Here is a 21,780-nt window from a genome sequence, read left to right on the forward strand (position 1 = left end):
CATGGCTGTCCCGATGCTGCTCGCGGCGCTCGCTTCGGGCGCGCTGATCGGGTTGATCCTCGGCCTGGTCGGTGGCGGTGGATCGATCCTGGCGGTGCCGCTGCTGGTCTATGTGGTCGGCGTGGGCTCGCCCCATGTCGCGATCGGCACGGCAGCCGTGGCGGTCACGCTCAATGCCCTGGCCAGCCTGGTTGGCCATGCGCGCGCCGGGCGGGTCAAGTGGCGCTGCGCCGGCGTATTCCTCCTGGCCGGAACAACGGGAGCGGCGCTGGGGGCGGAGCTCGGCAAGGCGGTCGATGGCCAGCGGCTGCTCGCCCTGTTCGGTCTGCTGATGATCGGCGTGGGGCTGTCGTTGTTGCGCCCACGCCGGACCGCGGAAGCACCCGATGTCCGGTTGACCCTGGACAGTGCGGCCCGCCTGCTGCCGCGACTGGTGCCGATCGGGCTCGGGGTCGGCCTCGCTGCCGGCTTCTTCGGTATCGGTGGGGGATTTCTGATTGTGCCGGGCCTGATCTTCGCGACCGCCATGCCGATGGCTTGCGCGATCGGCACATCGCTGGTCGTGGTTGCCGGACTGGGACTGACCACCGCTGCGTCGTACGCGGCCGGTGGGCTGGTCGATTGGCCGGTGACGGCCTGGCTGGTGCTGGGCGGGGCCCTCGGGACCGTGGCCGGGATCAGGCTGGGCCAGGTGCTGGGCAGCCGCAAAGGCCTGCTCGAAAGGGGCTTTGCGGCGATCGTGATCGGTGTGGGTGTTTACGTGACGGTTGCCACGGCTTGACGGCTTACCCAAGCGATCGGGTGTCGCGTCCGGCTCTCCCGCCCGGGCCGCGCCATCTGTGCGCGGCCCGGGTGGTTTGGGATCGTTCAGCGCTGCGCTGCGGCCAGGGTGCGTTCGCGGCCCTTGGCCTGCTCGCGCTGGGCCACCAGTTGGGCTTCGGCCGAGCGCACCGCGTTGTCATAGCACTGGCGCGAGATGATCTGCTCCTCCAGGGACGAGCCACCGGCCACGCAGACCTTGCGTGCAGCCGTGGCAATCCGGGCACGGACCTTGTTCACCGAGCCGGCCGAGGACAGGTCGGCGGCGGTCAGCGGGACCAGGATCGACGGGGCGGCGTCGGTCGTGGTGGCCATGGCCGGGGCACCGAACGCGAAGGCCGAGGCGGCCGCAGCGAGGGCGAGGGTGGGGCGGACGAAGCGGGCAGTGATCGACAGCATGAGGGTTCTCCTTGGACTAGCTATCGCCGGCATGGCGACTGCAACCCTCTCAGCAAGGCCCGTGCCAAACCCGAAATGCCTGGTTTTCCGCCATTTGAGCGTGTGAAAAACACCCGAGAATGGCAATCATGACCATTAGGTGGGAAAAATTTCTGGCCTATGACGAATTTGCTGCCTTTGCCCTGGGACTCGCCGCGGCACCCGTGCGGATCAGGCGAGGCCGAGGGGCAGGGGCTGGTCGAACGGGGTCGCCTCCGCCGGGTCCTGGCCCGGGGTGTCGTGGCCTGCGGTGGACGGGGTGGGACGGGGGAACGTCGCGAGGCTCAGCAGATAGCCGAGGATCGCACTGCCGCCATACCCGACGACCGGGGTGGGATAGTTGCCGAGGGCGGCGGCGGCGATCGCCGTGCCCCACACCGCGCCGAACGCGGCATAGGTTCCCCGGTGCGCCGGATCGCGTCGCCAGCCGACGATCGCCGGGACCAGCAGCAGCGCCGATCCGCCCAGGGCGGCGAGGCCGGCGAGAGAGGGCAGCTCGAATGCGGTGAAGAGAATCCGGTCGACATGGGGAACTGCGGGAAGCCTGTCCGCGCGGAGCAGGGTCGCGCCCAGGGCGAGGAAGCTGGCCGCGCAGGCCAGCCCCGCCTGACGGCCGGGACGCCAGGCTGAAGCCACCGCAAGGCCGAGCGCCAGCGCCGCCGCCATGGCGCGGTCGGGCTGGATCGCCATGGCGAGCGCGGCTCCGATCATCCCGGCCGTGCCCAGGCGGCCGGGCTGCCGGGTGAAGGCCAGGATCATGACCGGAATCAGGATCAGGCTGGGCTGCAGCGAAAGCCCGCCCCATCGCACCCAGCGGGCCGCGCCCTCGGCGGTCTCGCCCAAGGCGCCGGTGGCGAGCAGCGCGCCCGCCGCCGCGACCAGGGCCAGGCCGTCATGGCGGCGTATGGCGGGCGGGGTGCTGCCGAGCAGCCCCAGCAGGCTCAGCCCGATCAACAGGGCGCCGAGGTTGAGGCCGAGGTACCGCAGCGGCGCACCGGTCAGCGCCAGGTGGACGATGCCCAGGGCAACCGCGCCCGCCGCGCAGAGCATGCCGAGCTTGCGCAGGTCAGGGGCGAAGGGCTTATGCTGGCTCATGACGATCGTGCCTCCCGGGGCTGGTGCGATGGGTTCGGAGTCTGCGCTGAGCCATGCCGTCGCCCGCGCGGCGAGCGCCTGTGGCAGCAGACCGGCCAGGCTGCCCAGGGCAAACCGCAGGGCCAGCGCGTCGTCCGGGATCGCTGCCGTCTCATGGCGGATGGCCCGGCCCCACGCCTGCTGCGAGGCGGGCAAGACCGTCTCCAGGATCCGGCAGGTGAGCTCGGCAAGGCGCCGCTGCGAGCCGGCGGTCATGTCGTGGCCTGTCGGGCTGACGCGGCCCTGGGCTCGCCCGCTTCGGCCGCGGTGGTGCGGGCCAGCTCAATGCCCTGCGCGGTCAGGCGGTAGGCGTGACGGGGCGGTCGTCCCCGTTCGGTGGGCTGCTGCCATTCCGCCTCCAGCAGACCCTGGGCTTCCAGGCGGATCAGCAGCGGATAGAGCGTCCCCGATTTGACCCCGGCGAGCCGCGCCAGCTCATAGCCGTGCGACCACGTGCCGCGAGCGGCGAGCAGCACGGCAAGGACCATCCGGGCATGGGGTGACAAGGCGCGGGAACGAACCATGCGCCTTAAATCTACCTATATAGATTTATTGTCAAGCGATGGTCGGCGGGACAGGCGTTAGGGGCTGGTGCCGGGGTTGGCCGGCGGAGCGCCGGGCTGGCCGAGCCGCGCCTTTTCGGACGCGACCATCCGGGCGACGTCTGCCAACAGCTTCTGGGCATCGTAGACGATCCCGTCCTTGATCGTGAGGCTGACGCCGCCGACCCGTTCCTGCTTGTTCGTCTCCGGATTCAGGCGGAGGTGGCCGGTGCCGTAAAGCGTTTTCAGGTTCGCGAGCGGGTTCTCCTTCACGATCACCAGATCCGCCAGCATGCCGGCCCGCACCACGCCGAACGGCGCCGGTCCGCCCGTGGGCCGGGCCAGCTCGTCGGCGCTCCACATTGTGGCCGCACGCAGGATCTCGGCCGGTGTGAAGCCCGCCTCCCGGAACAGCTCGAGCTCTTCGATATAGGCGAAGCCATAGGTCTTGAAGATGAAGCCGGAATCCGTCCCGACCGTCACGCGGCCGCCCATGTTCTTGTAGTCATTCATCAATTTGAAGAAGTTGGCGTAGAACCTTTTCCATGCGAACTCGTTCTCCGTCGTCCAGTCGTAGAAGTAGGATCCATGGTTGTCCCGCGTGGACTGGAAGTAGTTCCAGAGCTGCGGGGTGGTATACCGGTTGTTCCAGTCCGCATTGCGGGCGCGCATCAGATCGCGCGAGGCGGCATAGATGTTGAAGGTCGGGTTGAAGATGACCCTGTTGTCCTTCTGGTGCCGGAGATACGCCATCCACTCGGGAGACCCGGGCGCGTGGATGTCATCCCAGATCTCGGCAATGTCGCCAAAACGCTGCTGCTCGTTGTTGTAGTTGTAGTCGACGGGCAGCTTCTGGATCGTCGTGTCCTTGAGCAGCGCCTCGTGATGCCCGTAATAGTGGGTCACGGTGTCGAGATGCACGTCACCGGCATCCTGCGCGTTGAAATTGGCCACCCCGGTCTGCGACAGGTGGGCCAGGGTGCCCATCCTGTTCTTGTGCGCCTCGTCAATGGCGGCGGCGATGATCGCGGGCGTTTCCTCCGGCCGGTTGAAGAACTTGATCCCGTCGATGTTGTGCGTCGCCGCCCAGCGCACCCACAGCCGCGCCTTGTCGGGTGAATCCACGGCGCCGCCGCTCCAGCCCGCGCCGAGCGTCTGGTAATTGACGATGCGCGGTGCGGCGATCGCGTTGGCGGCGGAGCGGCTCTTCTCCGCACTCGCGAATTCGGGCGGGGCAAGGGGCACGCCGCGAACGGTGGTCACACCGTGGGCCAGCCAGAGCTTGTAGGCATAGCTGACGTCGGGCGCCTTGTCGGCGGCGGGCAAGTGGACGTGGGTATCGACGAAGCCCGGCATCACGTACATGCCGGTCGCATCGATCTCGTGCTCGGCATCGAGTGGCTCGCGCTTGGGCTTGAGTGGCAGCCCCGGCCAGCCTGCCTGATTGACCGCGACGATCCGGTTGCCCTCGATCACGATGTCGACCGGCCCGCGCGGCGGACCGCCGGTGCCATCGATCAGCGTCGCCCCGCGGATCACCAGCTTGCGGAAGGGGCCGATGCTGTCGCCCGCGGCGCGCGCCGGACCTGGCACATACTGCCCGGCGGGGTCCTGCGATGCTCCCGCCGCGCCGCCGGCGATCCACTGGTCATGGTCGTCATGGGCGAACGACACCCCGCCCGGCGCGAGGGTCGCCAGGATCAGGGTCGCCGCCGTGAGGAATGCCTTGTTCATCGATGAAACCCCTGGTGATCGCGGGCCGCCGCAGCCTGACCGGGCCGGTCCGGCAAGAAGAGGCCCGGGCCGACTTGTGCGGCCCCACCCGGGCCAGGGTCAAGCTGGTGATTGAGTCTGGCGTCGCCCAGTCCCGACCGCCGGCCCAGTCCCGACCGCCGGCCGTGGCCGGACGGAGGGTTCGCGAGGGTCTTCGGACTGGACATCATTCTTTATTTCCAGTATCGTCGAAATATGGAAATCAAGACCGCGGTCACCGCCCTCTCCGCCCTGGCCCACGAGGGACGCTTGAATGCGTTCCGCCTGCTGGTCCGTGCCGGCCAGGATGGCCTGGCCTCCGGTGAACTCGCGCGCCGGCTTGGCGTCCCGGCGAACACGCTTTCGGGCAGCCTCAACATCCTGAGCCATGCCGGACTGGTCGAAAGCCGGCGTGCGGGCAAGTCGGTGATCTATACGGCGGGCTACGCCAACATGACGGAACTGCTCCAGTTCCTGATGGAGGACTGCTGCGCGGGCGCGTCCGATATCTGCGCGCCGCTGATCGAGATCGCGCTGGCCTGTGATTGCGACGACAAGGACAAGATCGATGCCTGATCAACTGCCGGGCGTGCTGGTGCTGTGCACGGGAAATTCCGCCCGCTCGATCCTGGGCGAGGCGATGCTGGCGCAACGCGGCGGGGGACGCCTGCGCGCCTACAGCGCCGGCAGCCAGCCCAAGGGCGTGCCTCATCCGGGCGCGCTGCGCCTGCTGGCGCGGCGCGGGATCGACACCGCGCCGTTCCGCTCCAAAAGCTGGAACGCGTTCACCGGGCCGGACGCGCCGCGGATCGACATCGCCATCACCGTCTGCGGCAATGCCGCGCAGGAGGCGTGCCCCGTGTTCATGGGGGCCCCGATCAAGGGCCATTGGGGCCTGCCCGATCCGGCCGATGTGACGGGGAGCGAGGCCGAGGTCGACGCCGCTTTCGAGGCTACCTGGCAGGCGCTCGAACAGCGGGTCGAGGCGCTGCTCTCCTTCCGTTTCGAGGACATGCCCCCGCGCGAGCTGGCGGACATCCTGGCCCGGATCGGCCGGATGGACGGCGCGGCGTGAACCGCGAGGTCTGGGCCGAGGCCATCGGCAGCTTCTTCCTGTTCTGCACGGTGATCGGCTCGGGCATCATGGCCGAGCAGCTTGCCGGGGGGAACGTCGCCGTCGCCTTGCTGGGCAACACGGTCGCCACCGGGGCCATGCTGTTTGTCCTGATCGCCATGCTGGGGCCGCTCTCGGGCGCACACTTCAACCCGGCGGTGACGCTGGTCTTCCGCCTGCGCGGCGATCTGTCGAGCCGCACCGCGCTGAGGCTGGTGGCCGGGCAACTTGCCGGAGGCATCCCCGGGGTCTGGGCCGCGCACCTGATGTTCAACCAGCCGATCGTGCAACTGTCGACCAAGGCGCGCACCGGGCCCGGACAATGGACCGGTGAGTTCATTGCCACCTTCGGGCTGGTCTTCGTGATCCTCGGCACGATCCGCCATCGCCCGCAGGCGGTCCCGGCCAGCGTCGCGCTGTATATCGTCGCGGCTTACTGGTTCACCTCCTCGACCAGCTTCGCCAACCCGGCCATCACCCTGGCCCGGGCCTTGTCCAACACCTTCGCCGGCATCGCGCCAACCGATGTCCCGGCCTTCATCGCCGCCCAACTCGCCGGTGCGCTTGCCGCGCTGGCGGCCGGGCGGGCGATCTTTGCTCAGCAGGAGCCCGCCGCGTGACCCCCAAACCGCAAACGACCGACATCGTGATTTACCACAACCCCGAATGCGGCACCTCGCGCAATGTGCTGGCCATGGTCCGCAATGCCGGGATCGAGCCGCACGTGGTCGAGTATCTCAAGACTCCGCCGTCGCGCCCCCTGCTGGAGCGCCTGATCGCGCGCTCGGGCCTGACCCCGCGCGACCTGCTGCGGGAAAAGGGCACGCCCTATGCCGAACTGGGTCTGGGCGATCCGGCGCTGAGCGACGAAGCGCTGATCGATGCGATGATGGCGCATCCGATCCTGATCAACCGGCCGCTGGTCGTCTCGCCGTTGGGGGTCAGGCTGTGCCGCCCGTCCGAAGCCGTGCTCGATCTGCTGCCCGACGGCCAGCAGGGCGCCTTCGTCAAGGAGGACGGCACGACGGTGATCGATGCTGCCGGGAACCGCGTGGCGTGACGGAGACGACCTTTCCCCGCCTGCGCGCGCTGACCGACCCCGACCATCTCCCCGCGCTGAAGCCGGCCTATGCCCACCCGCGCCCTGCGCTGGGGCTGGGCGACTGCGATCCGCCGCCGCGCATCCTGCTACTCTACGGCTCCCTGCGCGAGCGCTCGTTCTCCCGCCTGGCGGTCGAGGAAGCCGCCAGGCTGCTGCGCCACTTCGGCTGCGACACTCGGATCTTCGATCCATCGGATCTGCCCCTGCCCGACCAGGTCGGCGGCGACGATCACCCCGCCGTGCATGAGCTGCGCGAACATTCGCTGTGGTCGGAAGGCCAGGTCTGGTGCAGTCCGGAACGGCACGGCCAGATCACCGGGATCATGAAAACGCAGATCGATCACTTGCCGCTGGCGTTCAAGGGGCTGCGCCCGACCCAGGGGCGGACCCTGGCCGTGATGCAGGTCTGCGCCGGCTCGCAATCGTTCAATTCGGTCAACACCCTCCGCGTGCTGGGCCGCTGGATGCGGATGTTCACCATCCCCAACCAGTCGAGCGTGGCCAAGGCCTACGAGGAGTTCGACGCGGCCGGTCGCATGAAGCCCTCGGCTTATTACGACCGGATCGTCGACGTGATGGAGGAGCTGGTCCGGTTCACCGTGCTGCTCCGGCCGCATGCCGCGCAACTGGTGGATCGCTATTCCGAACGGGTGGAGACCGATCGGCCCGTGGGGGCGGCGGACGCGATCCTGGGTTCGATATAGGTCGGCGCGGTGTAGCTGCCCGGGCCTGTTCACCCGGGGGTCTCTCCAGCTTCCGCTTGGCGGGATAGTGCGATGGGCGGCGTGCCGGTCCTGACAAGGCAACTCCTGCGCATCACCGCTTTCTGTTCAGTGCCTTGCGGATATCGCCCCAGGCGCTCAGCTTGAAGTTCTGCGCGGCCGGCGCGTTCTCTCCATCCTGGACCACCAGCAGGCCGCCCGGAAAGCGCGGGCCGAACTGGCCCAGCGCCAGGGCGATCCCGTCGGTTTCCTCGGTGCTGCCGAAGCGGCCGCGGCGAATCCGGAACCGGCCGGCCGGGGTCAGGTCGGGGAGGCGGAACAGGGCATAGGCATTGTCGCCCTGGCTCGAGGCGACCAGCCAGCCGCCGCGCCGGCCGACCGGGGCGAGCGCCAGCCCTTCGACGTCGGCCACCAGATGGCCCCCGTCGGCCAGCGCGAGCAATCGGGCGGTGCGATCGCGCGGGTCGGTCGACAGGGCCCAGATCCCGCGGTCCTCTTCGCCGACGTAGAGCGTGCCGCTCCGCGGATCGACCACGCAGCCCTCGGTCTGGCTTGGCAGGTGCAGGCTGCGGATGATCGCGCCGGTGGCCTTGCCCTGTTCCAGCGCGATCCGCACCTGATGAATGGCGCCATGCTTCAGCACCGAAAAGGCGTCGAACCCGTCGCCGTGGCGGACCAGGCACACGCCATAGGCCTCGCCCGCGCCCCCGGGCACGCTGCCCAGCGCGGTCAACCGGCCGGTCTGGCGGTGGAGCCGGTAGACCCCCAGGCGCGCCTGGGCCTCGTCATTGCGGTCGCTGGCCACCACGATGATCCCCAGCGGACCCAGATCGACCAGATCGACATTGTTGACGCGCCCCGCCGCGACAAAGTGGCGCACCCTGCCGTCCAGCCCGTAAACGTAGAGCCCCGCCTTTTTGTCGGTGGCCACGATCAGGCTGGCCGCAGGATGGCGGGGATTGCGCCAGATCGCCGGATCATCCGCAGCATCGCCCTGGCCCGTTCCCACCGGACGGGTCTCGCCCCGGGCCGTGACCGAGACGGTGCGAACGTCCGCGGCACCCGGTGCGGCCAGTGCCGGAGGACCAAGCAGCCCCCCGGCAAGCACCACGGCCAGCAAGGCCTTCATCAGAAGGTCACCCGGACACCGCCGGTGAAGCGCCGGCCGAACCGCTCCCATTCGATCGTCTGGGTCCGGACCATGGCCGTGGGCGTGCCGGTCGCGGTCAGGATGCCCGAGGGATCGGAGAACCGCCGGCCGGGCTGGTTGGTCAGGTTGGCGGCGTCGAAGTAGATCTCGACATGCTTGTTGATGGCATAGCGCGCCGAGACATCGAGCTCCTCGTCGGCATCCCAGTAGGTGTCGCCGCCATCCACGTCATTGTCGGCGATGGCATCGAGCCAAAGGCTGCGACGCTGGTACTGCAGCCGCAGCGACAGGCCGTACTTCTCGTAATAGACCCCGACGTTGTAGACCGTGTCCGAAGTGTTGGGCAGTCGCACCTTGCGCGCCGGGACATTGCCGATCGCCGGCTTGGTGATTGCGCTGTCGTTGAGCGTCAGGTTGGCGCTCACACCGAAGCCACCCATCCACTCCGGCAGGCCCAGCGAGCGGGTCCACGGATCCAACTGAAGCTGCGCGGCGACTTCGGCGCCGAACAGCCGGCCCTTGCCGCCGTTGGTGATGCCGGTGAAGATGTAGTTCGACCGATCGACCCCGCCGAAGTTCAAGGCGTCGGAACCGAAGGTGCGGGTCTGGGTGAACAGGACGTCGGTGATGTCCTTGTAGAACGCGCCGATCGAGATGTAGCCCTGCGGCCGGACATACCATTCGAAGTAGGCGTCGATGCCCTTGGCCCGTTCCGGCCTGACCGCCGGATTGCCGCCCGAGATGGTCTGCGCCAGATCGTTGAAGGTGACGTTCGGACGCATCTGGTCATAGTCGGCCCGCGCGGCGCCGGTGTTGAACGACAGGCGCAGCTTCTTGGTCTCGTCCAGATTGTAGTTCACGTGCAGACTGGGAAAGACCAGGGTCTGGTTGACCTCGGCGGTGATGCCGGTGGCGATGCCGAGGTTCGTGACCTTTTCGAGCCGCACGCCGCCGATCACCGAGCCCCAGGTGTATCGCAGGGTGCCCATCAGGTAAGCCGCATAGACCCGCTCGGTCACGTCGTAGAGGTTATTGGCATTGGGGGTGAACGCATAGTTCGCCCGCGCCGCGGCCCCGGCGGCGGCCATCTTGACGTTGTCGAAGTAGCGGAAGGTGTATCCCATCGGTAGCTTGCCGAGGAAGGGCTGCGTGATCGAGAACGCGTTGTAGTCGGTCGGCATGCCGATCGCGGCCAGGCGGGTCGCGTCGGTGCCCGCGATGGACAGCGCGTTCTCGACCACGACCTTGCTCCGCTGGTCGAACTGGAAGCCCGCCTTGATCGTCGCCTCGGCGCCGAACAGCGGCAGGGTCTTGGCCAGGACGAGACGGCCGGTGTAGGCCGTGGTCGTGTCCACCGCGTCAAGGAAGGTGATCGCGGTCAGCGGCTTGGTGAAGGTGTCGATCGCGGTCACCGCGGTGCCCGCCTGGAAGCGGGTCGGGCTCGCCAACTGGTTGGTGGTTGACAGGGTCAGCAGCGAGACCCCGGGGTTGGTGAAGTCGTAGCCCACGGTCGGCCGCAGGGTGCGGGTGGAAGGGCTTTCCCACGAGGCCTCGCCCGTGACGGTGCGATCGTCCTTGGACTGCGTGTAATTGCCCAGCCAGTTCAGCGTCCAGCCCCCGGCGAAGGCATGCGAGCCCTCGACCGTGTTGGTCAGGATCGACTGCTTGAAGGCACGCAGGGTGGACCGCTGGCGGATGTCGATGCCGTAGATCGTGCCCTTGTAGGGGTCGTTGCCGATGCAGATGTCGGCGTAGCCGCTGGTGGTCGGGGTCGGGTTCGGCGTCGGGGTGCAGGCGGCGGTGTTCGGCACCAGATCGGCCTGGCGGTCATCCAGGTCGAAGCGATAGTTGTCGCGGGCCTCGTCATCGGTGAAGATCGTGTAGACGGAGCGCAGCGACACCGTGTTGTCGGCATCAGGCTTCCAGTCGAGCCGGCCCGACACGGACCAGTTCTTGCGGGTCAGGCGGTAGAGCTTGTTCTCGGTTTCCTGCACCCAGTAACGGGTGGCCGCGCCGGGGCGCTGGTCCTGGCTGACCTTCTCCCAGTCGTGCTCGAAGTTGTCGGTGATCATGTTGCGTTCGTAGTAGCTGCCCGAAACGAGCAGGCCGATCTCGCCGCCGCCCAGCGGCAGGCGCTGCGAAAGGACCAGCGATCCTTCGTACTCGGGCCGCTTGCCGTATTCGGCCTGGCCGTATCCGGCCTTGGCCGCGACGTGGAAGCCGCTGTAATCGAACGCCGAACGGGTCACGACATTGACATTGCCGGCCACCGTCTCGCCGGGCATGTCGGGGGTCACCGCCTTGGCCACGACCACCTGCTTGGCGATGGCCGACGGAATCGAATCGAACCGCGCGTCGCGCCCTTCCGGGCTGACCACGTTGATCCCGTCGAACGACAGCGTGGTCCAGGTCTTGGGGGCACCGCGCAGCGAGATGTAACGCGCCTGGCCCTGGTCCCGCTCGACCGCGACACCGGGGAGGCGGCTGGTCGCCTGGGCGATGTTCTGGTCCGGCAAACGCCCGATCCCGTCCGAGGCGAGCACGGTGACGAGCGAGTCCGAATTCTTCTGCACCTGCAGAGCGGCCGCTTCGGATTCGGCGATCGGCCGCTTGCCGGTGACGACGATATCGCCCGGCGCGGCGTCTTCCGCCGCAGCGTCTCCTGCAGCCGCGGCCGCTTCGGCGGCGGCTGCGGGGCTGGCCCAGACCAGGGCGAGGGCCACGGAACCCAGCAACCCACGGTCCAGTTGTGCGAATGCGACGCGATTGCGATTACGAATCATGGAGCCCCCTGAACATTACGGTTCGGTAATGATCAGGCGCGCTAGGCGGGCATGGTTACACGCCGACGTAACCCCCGTGACACGGGTCTGGCACGCTGATGACACTCCTCCGACCGCGGGCGCGAACCCGTCCCGATCCAGACCCGGCGATGGGTGGTTGCGGACAAGGTCCAAGGCCTGCCCAAAGGCCTTTCGGAGCGGTTGCAAGGGCGGTCCGGGCGATGCATCGCAGCCCAAAGGCGAGATTGCCCGGTGCTACCGGCAAGCCCGAGATCGGCCTCAGGTCGACTCAATCAGACGTGGTCACTCGCCGCAGCCAGCCACCGACCGGTCACACCGAAAGCCGATAGGCCGAAAGCCGCTCGTAGTAGGGCTGCGCGGCATCGGCGATCCGCTGCAGAGGGTCCGGCAAGGCGGGCAGGGCGGAACCGGCCGGCGCGGCGAAGCCGGTGCTTTGCTCGACCGTTCCGTACCAGGCGGGTGCCCAGACGCCGTCGCTCGCCCGCCGGCCCCTGGGCCAGTGGAGCATGGCCGGATCGAACGGGATGGACAAAGCGGCGCACAGGCTGCGCAGGATCGCCTCCGGGTCGGCCAGCAGATCATCGCTGTCCACCACGGGAGGAGCCGCGCCGGTGTCGTTCGCGAACCGGTCGAACAGTTCCACCTGACGCACCAGGCCGATGTCCGACAGGGTCACCTCTTCGCGCTTGGCGACGTAGGAGTTGAGCACCCGCGAAGGGGCACGGATCAGGAAGGCGTGCCGAAAACCGCCCATCCAGTCCAGCCCGAAGGCCGGCAGCATGTGATGGGTCATGTGCTTCTGATACCAGACGGTCGCATCGGCGGCATCGGTGGCTTGCGGCAAGGGCCCGGCCAGGCTCGTCGCGACGTCTTGCCAGGCCGTCGGTTGCGACCGGAGGACCTCGTCACGCATGGGGTGGTCGAGCCCGGTCGCCGCCAGATAGGCGGCATAGAAGGGCTCGTCGCTGACCACGCAATCGGCACGGTTTTCAAAGGCCCGCATCATGGCCGTCGACAGGTTGCGCGGGCCTGACCACATGGCGATCCGGATTGTCATGGCGCGGCATGCTCCTTCGCATAGCTGTCCTTCAGCCGTTCGTAGGCCTGGGCGATGGCGATCGTCACGGGGCCGGGCGCCGATGGCAGGGACCGGCCGTTGACGCTGCCCGCGGCGGTTACCCCGGCCATCGTGCCGGTGACGAACACCTCATCGGCGGCCAGCAGATGGTCGGGCGGCCAATCGCCCTGCCGCAAGGGGGCCACCCCGTCCCGGCACAGCGCCATCACATTGCCCCGGGTGATGCCCTTGAAGCAGAAATCATCGCGCGACGTGAACACCGTGCCATCCTTGACCCAGAACAGATTGGTCGCGTTGCAGCTTGCCACAAAGCCCCTATGGTCGAGCATGATCGCCTCGTCCGCGCCCGCGTCGATGACATCGAGCAGCGCGCGGATGTAATTGACCCGGCTGTGCGTGTTGAGGTGCATGTCGAAGATCTCCGGGGGCGAGGTCCGGATCGCGGAGATCGCCAGCGCCAGCGGTCGCGCCTCGGCCGAGCGCTGCTTGAATTCGGCAGTGACGGCGATGGTGGGCGCACCCAGGGCAAAGCGGGGGTCCTGGTTGATCGTCGACTTGCGTCCGCGCGTCACCATCAGGCGCAGGTGCGCCCCGTCCTCCATCCCGTTGGCCCGCAGCAGATCGTGCAGGCACGCGGTCAGCGCCTCGCGGGTCAGGCCGATCTCGATGCGGAGCGCCGCCGCGCCGTGATACAGACGATCGAGATGGGCTTCCAGAAACAGCAGGGCCCCCTTGTGCAGGCGCAGGCCTTCCCAGACGCCGTCCCCCAACCCGAAGCCGGCATCGAACAGCGAGACCTGCGCGTCATGCGCCGGAACCAGTTGTCCATTGAGCAGGACCATCACGGCGTTGTTGCGGGTGTCGGGGGTAAAGTCCTGGCTGCCGGGCATGGGATGGTCTCTTTTGCGGGCGTTTGGGGATCGCGGGGCAGCGGGCGACCGGCGTGTCGCGGCAGGGCGCAGATTGGCCATGCGTGAACCGGGCGCTATCGCCTTTGTGGGTCTTCATCCCGTCCGGGATAGCCCAACAGCGCGGAATTGCCACGTCTTCCGGTCGCATGGGAACGCACCTGCCGAACCGGAGAGAGCTCGGCCAAGCCGAACAGGTCGCCGGTCCGGGACGGGCTTGACCACCACGTCAGCCCGGCTCTCCCGCTCACTTCGGGACCAGCCGGTACAGTCCGCCCGGATTGCTATCGGCGATGGCCCAGAGCGCCCCGTCGGGGGCTTGCGCCACATCGCGGACCCGAAAGCCGAGCTTGTAGCGTGCGGCCACCCGCGCGCCCCCCTTGCCGTCGAACACGATCCGCTCAATCGCCATGCTCGCCAGCCCGCCCGCAAGCGCCTGCCCCCGCCACGCCGGGAACTTCGTCCCGTTGTAGAACATGAGGTTGCCCGGGCCGATCACGGGGGTCCACTGGATCACCGGGCCGGTCAGGTCGGGCCGCGCATCGGGCTTGGGGATCGGGACGCCGTTGTAGTTGTTGCCGAACGAGGCGAGCGGCCACCCGTAATTCCGTCCGGGCTCGACCAGGTTGAGCTCGTCGCCGCCCGCCGGCCCGTGTTCGAGCTCCCACAGGCGCCCATCGGGACCGAACGCCAGCCCGTAAGGCGTCCTGAATCCGGTCGCCCAGGTTTCGGAGGGGGTCAGGTTGGCGGAGGGCAGGGTGATCCGTTGAACGATCGGCGCGGTCTTGGCCGCATCCGTATCGCGGGGCGGGTCGATCAGCGGCACGGTCTTCGCGCCGGTCCTGCCCGACAGCGGATTGCCGGGCGCGGGTCGTCCGTCGAGGGTCAGCCGCAGGATCTTCCCTTGCGGAAGATCGGGATCCTGCGCCGGGGTCATGCGCTGGCGATCACCGACCGTCAGGAACAGATGCTTCCTGTCGGGCGAGAACGCCACGGCGCCACCGAACTGCCCGCCCTTGCCCTTGATGAATTCGCGCCAGATCACCTTGAGCCCTTCCAGCCTCAGGCCATCGGCGGACAGCCTGGCCCGGGCCAGAGCCAGACCCGAACCCGTTTCACCTGGTTCGGAATAGGTCAGGTAAACCCCGCGATCGCGCGCGAAGGTTGGGGCGACATAGATCCCGAGCAAGCCCCCTTGTCCGGCATGGCGCACGGAAGGAATGCCCTCCACTTGCCGCTTCACCCCGTCCTGCGTCACCAGCCAGACCTTGCCGGGCTTCTCGGTCAGCAGCATGCGACCGTCGGGCATGAAGGCGATGCGCCAGGGATACTGGAAATCGGCGATCCTGGTGACCGCAAACGGAGCCGGGTCGCCCGGCGGATCGTCGCTCGCCTCGGCACAGCCGGGCAGCAGCGACGCCAGCAGCACCGGCGCGAGCAGCAGGGAAGGGATGCGCCGGATCGGTTGCAGGTGCGCAGGAACGGAAACGGGCACAAGAGCCTCCTTATGGCCAAAATCTGATGCTTGACGGATTTGGCGGGGAATTGCGGCAAAGTCCAAAAGGTTCACGGAGCGCGGTCAGCAAGTGACCGGTTTCCGGGAGTGTCCGGCCATTGCCATGCGCTTCGCCGGAGGCCTAACCCGTCTTTTGGGCACACGTCGTTCGGGCCTGGTCGGCACTGCCATAAGGGTCAGGCGAACACCGGATCGCGCCGTGCGTTGGTCGGCCCAAGGCAGTCTCACAGCCACGGGTCTCGCAACCCGAGCGCACGGCCTCGACCTGGCCATGGTCAACGGCTTGCCGCGGCTCGGAGGCTGGCTCTGCGATCGGGTGGCCGTTGCCGACCGCCGGGGCACCTGACATCAAACCGCATCGGGATGAGATGAACGGCCGCCATCCTGATGTGAACCCCGCGGTCGATGACTGCGTATTGTTCCGCTCTATCTTCCGGTCTATCCCAATGGACCACACGGGCTCGGGGGGAACGGGCAATGGGTAGTGTGGATCGGCGAGCGTTCTCTGTCCCGCGGCCTTCCGACCAGTGGTTCTGGCCTTGCGTCGTCGCCTGGATGTGGTGCGGCCTGCTCATGGGTTTCGTCCCCGAGATGCTCGAGAACGCCCGTAACCCAGACCACAGTTACCCCCTTGCCATCCACATCCACGCGGCCGTTTTTGTCGGCTGGATGGTCCTCCTAACCGCTCAGGTCCTGCTTATCCGCTCAGGCCGGATACGGCTCCATCGCCGCCTTGGGCAGGGCGGAGCCGTTATGGTCCCGGTTATGCTGGGTGTCGGCTTTTGGGCGGCATGGACCGTAGACACGGCGAGCATTTCCGCAGGCACCGCCAATGGTGCGTTCCTTGCCATCCAGGGGGTCGCTCTGGTCATCTTCGGGCCGCTGATGGCGCTTGCGCTCTACGTCCGCCGTGATCCGGCTACGCACCGCAGGCTGGTTCTGCTCGCCACGGCGCCGCTGGTGGCACCCTGTGCTCCGCCCCCTGCTGGGCGACGATTTCTTCGGCAAGCTGGCTGGCTTCTCGGCAGGGAGCGCGTCAATCGTCCTCGCGATTGCGCTGTACGATCTGGCAACCCGCCGCCGCATCCATGCCGCATGGGCCGCGGCAGCCGCATTCTACGCTGTGGCCGAACTGCTCTCGATCTGGGCCATCATCAGCCCATGGTGGCCCCCGATGGCCCGCGCGCTGCTGGGTGTTTGACCAGCCTGCGCTTCGGCGGATGAGGCTTCGAGCCCAATCGACCGGCGCAGCACTTATCCCGGTTGGTGGAAATCGGCGGCCCGGCCACCCCGCACAGGAATGTCCAGGGACATCAAAGACCAATCGGAAATCACCGAACAAATCCTGATCTGTCACAAGCGAGGGACATGGGTTTTGACCGATAGGCCACAGTACGGGCGCGAAGCGAGGATTACCCCTTGTCCCATCGGTGAACTCTATCGCCAGGCGTTGTCCCTCCGCGTTCAGCTTCTGGCCCTGAATGTCGATTCAGCCTAGACCGGCAGCACCGTCCGGGAGACCTGCCATGCGCTGTGCGATCATCCCTGCCCTTGTCTGCGCGCTGCTGTTCGTCCGGTCTGCGGTTCCGCCCATCGGCGGTGCGGTGCTTGCCGCCGAGGGCGGGGTGCGCCCCTCCAGAGATGTCTACAAGGACTGGGGCATCATTTGCGACAACGGCTTGACCTGCACCGCGCGGACCGTGGCCGAGGACAAGGAGAGCCAGATCACCCTGGTTCGCGACGCCGGTCCGGCGGGGCGCCTGAGTCTGCAGCTCGACGGACTGCCGAACTCGCGCAGCCGGACGCTGCGGATCGACGGGGCCGCCGTTGCCCTCGCCGGGCGGGCCTGGACCTTCGCCGCCGGCGACGTCGGCGCCACGGCGCGAAGCTCCGATCCGGCCACGGTCCGAGGGTTGCTCACCGCGCTTGGCCAGGGGCATCGCCTGTCGCTCGGCCGGGGCAAGCCGCTGTCGCTCAACGGGTTGTCCGCGGCGCTGCTGCGAATGGACGAGCGCCAAGGGCGGATCGGGACGGTCACTGCCTTGGCGCGTCCCGGTGACCGCCCAGCCGCCGCGGTTCCACCACTGCCGCCGCTCCCGGTGGTCCGGGCCGTGGTCACCCGCGAACGGCTGACCGCGGCCGAGCGTGGCGCGCTGCTCGCCCGCTACCGCGACCGGACCACCGCCGCGCGCGAGGCGACCGATTGCGATCCGCAGGTCTCGGACCGGGACAGCGCGGTCCACGCGCTCGGCCCGGACCGGGCGGTGATCGTCACGATGTGCTTCGCGGCCTCCTATAACCCGGGCTACATCGTTCTGGTGATCGGTCGCCGGAGCGACATGTTTGAGCAGTTCACCGCCCCCGACACGCTTGCCGGCCCCGGCCCGCACGAGCTGCGGACCAGCTTCGAGATGGCCGAATTCGACCCAGCCTCGGCCAGCCTGAGCAGCTACGGCAAGGGCAGCCCGATGGCCTACACCGGGTTCGGATCGACCTGGGTGTGGGACGGCAGGCGGTTTGTCCTTACCGAGGCCAACGAGTCGTTGATCGAGGCGATGACCCCGGGCGACTGGGTCACGACCTACCGCACGCGCTAGGCTGTTCGCGGTTCAGAGATTTCACGGGTGCTGGGTTCGTAGTGGCACGTTGAGGTGTCCATTTCCCGAACCCGGTAAGCCTTCCTTACAGAAGGCTGGATGCCCCGCGAGGATTAATACTACTTTCCGCCATTTTCCGCTGCTCTCCAGAAATAGTCCGGAAAACCACTATTTTGGGCTAGGCTGATTCCGCCAGCCGCCGTTGACGATCCCCTCCAGCCGCAATAAAGTGTGGGGGCAAATGTTGGGGCAATTGTGGAGGTGGTAGTGTGGGGAAACTGACGACCGCCAAGGTTCGCAATGCCAAGCCTGGCTATGGTGGCGATGGGAAGCCGGTGAAGAGGTCGTATCAGGATGGCGACGGCTTGTTTCTTCTGGTTGGCCCGAGTGGCGCCCGGTCCTGGATGCTTCGACTCCAAGTCGATGGTCGGCGACGGGACATTGGTCTTGGCGCAGTGGATGTTGACGGTCTTGGCCGCGGCGCGTTTGATCCCGACGATCAGCGGTTCGCTGAGCTGCCGCTGATGCTCCGCAAGAGCCTGTCCTTGGCTGAGGCAAGGGAGAAGGCGGCCGCACTGCGCAAGCTCGCCAAGGCCGGGAAGGATCCGAAGGTCGAGCGAGACCGTCAAAGGGTCAAGGTGCCAACCTTCGCCGAGGCGGTGACAGAAGCCCATGAGGCTCTGTGCAAGGGCTGGAGTGCTCGAACGGCCAAGGCGTTCAAAGCATCGCTTGAGGAACACGCGAATCCCAAGCTTGGGTCGTTCAAGGTGGATGCGATCGGCAGCGCCGAGGTCATCACGGCGCTGGCGCCGATCTGGACCGACAAGCCCGTGATGGCGCGCAAGGTGCGCAGCCGGATCGGCCAGGTCCTGGCCTTCGCCAAAGCACGCGGCTGGCGGAAGGACGCGCTCCCAGATGCTCGTGAGCTTCGCACGGGCCTCTCAAAGCAAAGCCGTGGCGGGAACTTCGCTGCCATGCCCTATGGCGAGGTGCCTGCATTCGTAGAAGGGGAGCTGGCGAAGGGCACAGCCGCAAGCAGGTATGCGGTGCTGTTCGCGATCTTGACCGGCGCGCGATCAGGGGAGGTGCGCAAGGCCACGTGGGAGCAGATCGATCTCGAAGCCCGGATATGGAGCCGAGACGAGTCCGTGATGACCAAGACGGGCATTTCCCACGTAGTCACATTGTCGGATGCGGCGGTCGCTCTGCTGGACCGGTACACTCCAAAGGGCCTGCGCGAGGGCCTCATTTTCAGGGGCGCACGCGGTGGACCACTGTCAGATATGTCACTGACAAAGGCCATGCGCTCGGCCGGTCGAGCAGAAACGGTGCACGGCTTCCGTTCGTCGTTCCGAGACTGGGCCGCGGAAAAGATGCCGACCATACCCGCCATGGTTGCCGAAATGGCGCTGGCGCATCGGGTTGGCACTTCTACCGAACAGGCCTACTTGAGGAGTGATCTGCGCGACATGCGCCGCTCTCTCATCGAGGCGTGGGGCCGCTTTGCCGCCCCTTCGCTCTCCGGTATCGCCGGAAACGTCACCCCGCTAAAGCAGAGGGCATGATTGTGGTCGAGGATGGGCAACATCCCCTGTTCGAGGCGATCGACAACGCGGATCTGGCTGAGATCGCGCGGCTGGTCGCCAGCGGAGCGGACGTCGGCATGCGGGACTTTGTGGGTGAGCCCGCTATCTTCAAGGCCGTGACTGCTGCCGAATTTGCCGAGGACGGTGATGAGCGCGAGCAGCGCATGGACGTCGTTCGCGGGCTAATGGAGCTTGGTGCCAGCCTGACTGCGCTCGATGATAATGGCAGGAACATACTCGTGGGCCCCATCCTGGGCCTTCGGGTGGACATGGTGGGGTGGCTGCTGGAGCAGGGCGTCAACCCCAACCATGGCTGCGCAGAACCATGGGAGACGATCTGCGACCTTGCGATGTTCGATTACGAGCATGAGGCTTGGATGGCTCGCGGCCTTGCACCTCTCAACCCGCCAAGTGGTGTCGAGAATCCCGACGCTTGGCTTGCATGGGTGGACCATGAGGCCGCGCAGCTTGGCTATCTACGCCCGACGCTTCCGCTTCTACTCCGCCAGCACGGGGCGCTGACTGGAGCGGAAATGGCGGCGAAACTGGGTGGCACCCCTCAACAGGGCGTTGAATGGAAAAGATCGGCCTGGCGGTTGAAGGAAGCTCCTTCGATTGAGTCTGTAGCTGGAGACCTGAATCATGGGTGAGGCAAACCCCGAAGCGTATGCCATCATTGAGAACCTTGTTGGTGAAGCGCCACGGAACGGCCGGACACCGGACGGTCAGCAGTGCCTGCACATCGCCGGCTCAATACTTGTGGCAACCGAGTTCGCGTTGTGGGGTGATCCGAGCGTCTGGCAGCATGACGAAAACCTGTTCACCGTTACGTGGGGTGGACGTGTTGCCCGGTTCACCAGGGGGCCGGATGGCACGTGGTCGGCGAGCGCGTCCCGCAATCCCTTAGAAGGAAAGGCACGATGGGTTACCTGAAGCCGGTCGAGGGTTAGGTCCCTCTGGCTTTTGCGTCCGACTTAGCCGGAAATGTCACCCCAATCTGGCCACGCAAGGCCTCATAGACTTTCAAGAACGCCCCCACTATCAGGGGCGCACTGCTCGGGTCTCGTAAGCCTTAGCAGTGCACAACGTGTGCTGAGCACGGGTCCGCCTTTGTCGGGCGGCTCCCGGAATACAAGACCTCTCGTAGGAAATACGGGAGGCGTGCTGCCCCGTGCTCGCACGTTACGAACCACCCGGCTCCAGCCGGGATGGGCGGGGGATATGCGAGATGGCAAAGCCTGGTGGACCGAACCAAACATTCGCGGTTGCCACTGACGAATGCATGATCGAGCTCATTCAATCAGCTCGCCATCAACTCGTCGTTGTTGCCCCAGCGCTGACCACCCCTGTGGCCAAGGCCCTGGCAGCCCGCTGTGGTGACGACAGCGTCAGTCTGAGCGTGGTTCTGGACGCTGATCCCGAAGTCTACCGGCTGGGTTACGGTGATCAGGCCGCATTGGAACCTCTGCGCGGAGCGATGACGGCGAACGGCCTCGCCCTGGCACGTCAGCCGGGCATCAGGATTGGGCTGATCGTCGCGGACGAGCGGATGCTGGTTTACTCACCGGTGCCGCGATTGATCGAGGCTGGCTCTCCAAATCCAGAGAAGCCGAATGCTTTGGTCATCTCTGGCCATGCCGCCAAGCAGGTCGCAACGGCAGCATCAGGGGGCGGCGACTGCCCCAGCGAGATCGGTCATGAAGGCCTGGGCCCTGACGATGTATCCCGGATTGAGGCGGAGCTGCGTGACACTCCGCCGCAGCCATTCGATATTGCCCGCGCGATCCGCGTCTTCAGCTCGCAGGCCGAGTTCGTGGAACTCGAGATCGAAAACCTTCGCGTAGTCGTCCGACGTGTTCAACTGCCACCGGACCTGCTGGGAATCCGCAGCGAAGGTCTTATCCCGCGGATCAACAGCACCCTCAGTGCTCCGGCAGAGGTCAATGGCCCTTTCGACATTGAAGTGGAGCAAGCCGATGGGGCGACCAAGCGCGCCAAGGTCGACGCCCGGTGGGTCAACGAGCAACGTGCCGCGATCGAGCGCGAGTTCACCTTCCTTGTACCCCGGCATGGCCGGGTCATCCTCATCAGGGACAAGCAGCGCTTTGAGGCGGAGGTCAGCCGGCTTGAGAGGAACATTGAACGATTCAGGGTCGCCGCAAATGCTGCGTTCCATGCGAGCCGCGAGGGGTTCAAGCAGACCCTTCTCGATGAGTTTCTGCCGGCCTGGAACGAGAACCCACCGGCTTTTGTGACGCGCTATTACCCGCACCCCTCTGACAAGGAGATCAAGGATCGGCTTGCCGAACGCCTCGATGGCTTGCTTGAACAGGCGTCGACCTTGCGGCCCATCCGTTGCAGCGTACTGTACAAGGGCATCACGTGGGCGTCGGCAAACGATCCTGATTTTACGAAGATGCTGACTGACGCGATGAAGAAGGGCGGTGTGCCGAAAGCCGAGGTCGCAAGGCTATTCAGTGAGTTCGATGCGGCGAAAGGCCAAACCGACCAATAGGTG

20 protein-coding genes are annotated in these 21,780 nt (G+C 66.8%); 11 read left to right on the forward strand and 9 right to left on the reverse strand.

The features are described 5' to 3' along the window. Nucleotide 1: 1 nt before the first annotated feature. Nucleotides 2-781 (forward strand): sulfite exporter TauE/SafE family protein, encoded by a 780-nt coding sequence (locus H7F49_RS06425; protein ID WP_185682749.1) that lies wholly within the window; start codon nucleotides 2-4, stop codon nucleotides 779-781. Nucleotides 782-867: 86 nt separating this feature from the next. Here H7F49_RS06425 and H7F49_RS06430 read toward each other — a convergent pair whose 3' ends face one another. From H7F49_RS06430 to H7F49_RS06445, 4 genes are all read right to left on the reverse strand, one after another. After that, on the reverse strand, nucleotides 868-1,218 hold the full coding sequence (locus H7F49_RS06430; protein ID WP_185682750.1) for a UrcA family protein: 351 nt from the start codon (nucleotides 1,216-1,218) through the stop codon (nucleotides 868-870). Nucleotides 1,219-1,428: 210 nt separating this feature from the next. Continuing rightward, nucleotides 1,429-2,607, reverse strand: coding sequence for a hypothetical protein (locus tag H7F49_RS06435; protein ID WP_185682751.1), 1,179 nt, complete (start codon nucleotides 2,605-2,607; stop codon nucleotides 1,429-1,431). After that, nucleotides 2,604-2,915 carry a PadR family transcriptional regulator gene (locus H7F49_RS06440; RefSeq protein ID WP_185682752.1) on the reverse strand — a complete coding sequence of 104 codons (312 nt, stop codon included), beginning with the start codon at nucleotides 2,913-2,915 and terminating at the stop codon, nucleotides 2,604-2,606. Before H7F49_RS06440 ends, H7F49_RS06435 begins: the two co-directional genes overlap by 4 nt. A 57-nt stretch (nucleotides 2,916-2,972) precedes the next feature. Then, nucleotides 2,973-4,667, reverse strand: a complete 1,695-nt coding sequence (locus tag H7F49_RS06445) for an amidohydrolase family protein (protein ID WP_185682753.1) — start codon at nucleotides 4,665-4,667, stop codon at nucleotides 2,973-2,975. Between the two features lie 234 nt (nucleotides 4,668-4,901). On the opposite strand from H7F49_RS06445, the gene H7F49_RS06450 reads away from it, so the two are divergent. Genes H7F49_RS06450 through arsH form a run of 5 tightly spaced genes read left to right on the forward strand, consistent with a single transcriptional unit; the run spans nucleotide 4,902 to nucleotide 7,605 of the window. Continuing rightward, nucleotides 4,902-5,261, forward strand: a complete 360-nt coding sequence (locus H7F49_RS06450; RefSeq protein WP_185682754.1) for an ArsR/SmtB family transcription factor — start codon at nucleotides 4,902-4,904, stop codon at nucleotides 5,259-5,261. Continuing rightward, on the forward strand, nucleotides 5,254-5,760 hold the full coding sequence (locus tag H7F49_RS06455; RefSeq protein ID WP_185682755.1) for an arsenate reductase ArsC: 507 nt from the start codon (nucleotides 5,254-5,256) through the stop codon (nucleotides 5,758-5,760). Before H7F49_RS06450 ends, H7F49_RS06455 begins: the two co-directional genes overlap by 8 nt. Continuing rightward, on the forward strand, nucleotides 5,757-6,419 hold the full coding sequence (locus H7F49_RS06460; RefSeq protein WP_185682756.1) for an aquaporin: 663 nt from the start codon (nucleotides 5,757-5,759) through the stop codon (nucleotides 6,417-6,419). The genes H7F49_RS06455 and H7F49_RS06460 overlap by 4 nt, the downstream gene beginning before the upstream one ends. After that, complete coding sequence (gene arsC / locus H7F49_RS06465; protein WP_185682757.1) at nucleotides 6,416-6,859, forward strand: arsenate reductase (glutaredoxin); 444 nt, start codon at nucleotides 6,416-6,418, stop codon at nucleotides 6,857-6,859. The genes H7F49_RS06460 and arsC overlap by 4 nt, the downstream gene beginning before the upstream one ends. Continuing rightward, nucleotides 6,856-7,605, forward strand: coding sequence for an arsenical resistance protein ArsH (arsH, locus tag H7F49_RS06470; RefSeq protein WP_298198408.1), 750 nt, complete (start codon nucleotides 6,856-6,858; stop codon nucleotides 7,603-7,605). Before arsC ends, arsH begins: the two co-directional genes overlap by 4 nt. A 112-nt stretch (nucleotides 7,606-7,717) precedes the next feature. On the opposite strand, the gene H7F49_RS06475 is transcribed toward arsH, so the two are convergent. From H7F49_RS06475 to H7F49_RS06495, 5 genes are all read right to left on the reverse strand, one after another. After that, on the reverse strand, nucleotides 7,718-8,752 hold the full coding sequence (locus H7F49_RS06475) for a phytase (RefSeq protein WP_185682758.1): 1,035 nt from the start codon (nucleotides 8,750-8,752) through the stop codon (nucleotides 7,718-7,720). Then, nucleotides 8,752-11,508, reverse strand: a complete 2,757-nt coding sequence (locus H7F49_RS06480; protein ID WP_235981962.1) for a TonB-dependent receptor — start codon at nucleotides 11,506-11,508, stop codon at nucleotides 8,752-8,754. Before H7F49_RS06480 ends, H7F49_RS06475 begins: the two co-directional genes overlap by 1 nt. Before the next feature lie 379 nt (nucleotides 11,509-11,887). After that, complete coding sequence (locus H7F49_RS06485) at nucleotides 11,888-12,634, reverse strand: sulfotransferase-like domain-containing protein (protein WP_185682760.1); 747 nt, start codon at nucleotides 12,632-12,634, stop codon at nucleotides 11,888-11,890. Beyond that, nucleotides 12,631-13,545 (reverse strand): aminotransferase class IV, encoded by a 915-nt coding sequence (locus tag H7F49_RS06490; RefSeq protein WP_185682761.1) that lies wholly within the window; start codon nucleotides 13,543-13,545, stop codon nucleotides 12,631-12,633. Before H7F49_RS06490 ends, H7F49_RS06485 begins: the two co-directional genes overlap by 4 nt. 265 nt (nucleotides 13,546-13,810) lie before the next feature. After that, a complete protein-coding gene (locus H7F49_RS06495; RefSeq protein WP_328806569.1) occupies nucleotides 13,811-15,058 on the reverse strand; it encodes a PQQ-dependent sugar dehydrogenase in 1,248 nt (415 codons plus the stop codon). Between the two features lie 931 nt (nucleotides 15,059-15,989). On the opposite strand from H7F49_RS06495, the gene H7F49_RS06500 reads away from it, so the two are divergent. The 5 genes from H7F49_RS06500 to H7F49_RS06525 all read left to right on the forward strand — a co-directional run bounded on the left by H7F49_RS06500 (nucleotide 15,990) and on the right by H7F49_RS06525 (nucleotide 21,777). Then, the gene (locus H7F49_RS06500; RefSeq protein WP_185682762.1) at nucleotides 15,990-16,280 is read left to right on the forward strand and encodes a hypothetical protein; all 291 of its coding nucleotides are present in this window, start codon (nucleotides 15,990-15,992) and stop codon (nucleotides 16,278-16,280) included. Between the two features lie 325 nt (nucleotides 16,281-16,605). Next, nucleotides 16,606-17,676, forward strand: coding sequence for a DUF1176 domain-containing protein (locus H7F49_RS06505; RefSeq protein WP_185682763.1), 1,071 nt, complete (start codon nucleotides 16,606-16,608; stop codon nucleotides 17,674-17,676). 269 nt (nucleotides 17,677-17,945) lie between these two features. Continuing rightward, nucleotides 17,946-19,241, forward strand: coding sequence for a tyrosine-type recombinase/integrase (locus H7F49_RS06510; RefSeq protein ID WP_185682764.1), 1,296 nt, complete (start codon nucleotides 17,946-17,948; stop codon nucleotides 19,239-19,241). After that, on the forward strand, nucleotides 19,238-19,912 hold the full coding sequence (locus H7F49_RS06515; protein ID WP_185682765.1) for an ankyrin repeat domain-containing protein: 675 nt from the start codon (nucleotides 19,238-19,240) through the stop codon (nucleotides 19,910-19,912). Before H7F49_RS06510 ends, H7F49_RS06515 begins: the two co-directional genes overlap by 4 nt. Nucleotides 19,913-20,544: 632 nt before the next feature. Further along, on the forward strand, nucleotides 20,545-21,777 hold the full coding sequence (locus H7F49_RS06525) for a hypothetical protein (protein WP_185682767.1): 1,233 nt from the start codon (nucleotides 20,545-20,547) through the stop codon (nucleotides 21,775-21,777). Nucleotides 21,778-21,780 lie beyond the last annotated feature (3 nt).

This window comes from Novosphingobium aerophilum (genome assembly GCF_014230305.1).
Taxonomy (GTDB): domain Bacteria; phylum Pseudomonadota; class Alphaproteobacteria; order Sphingomonadales; family Sphingomonadaceae; genus Novosphingobium; species Novosphingobium aerophilum.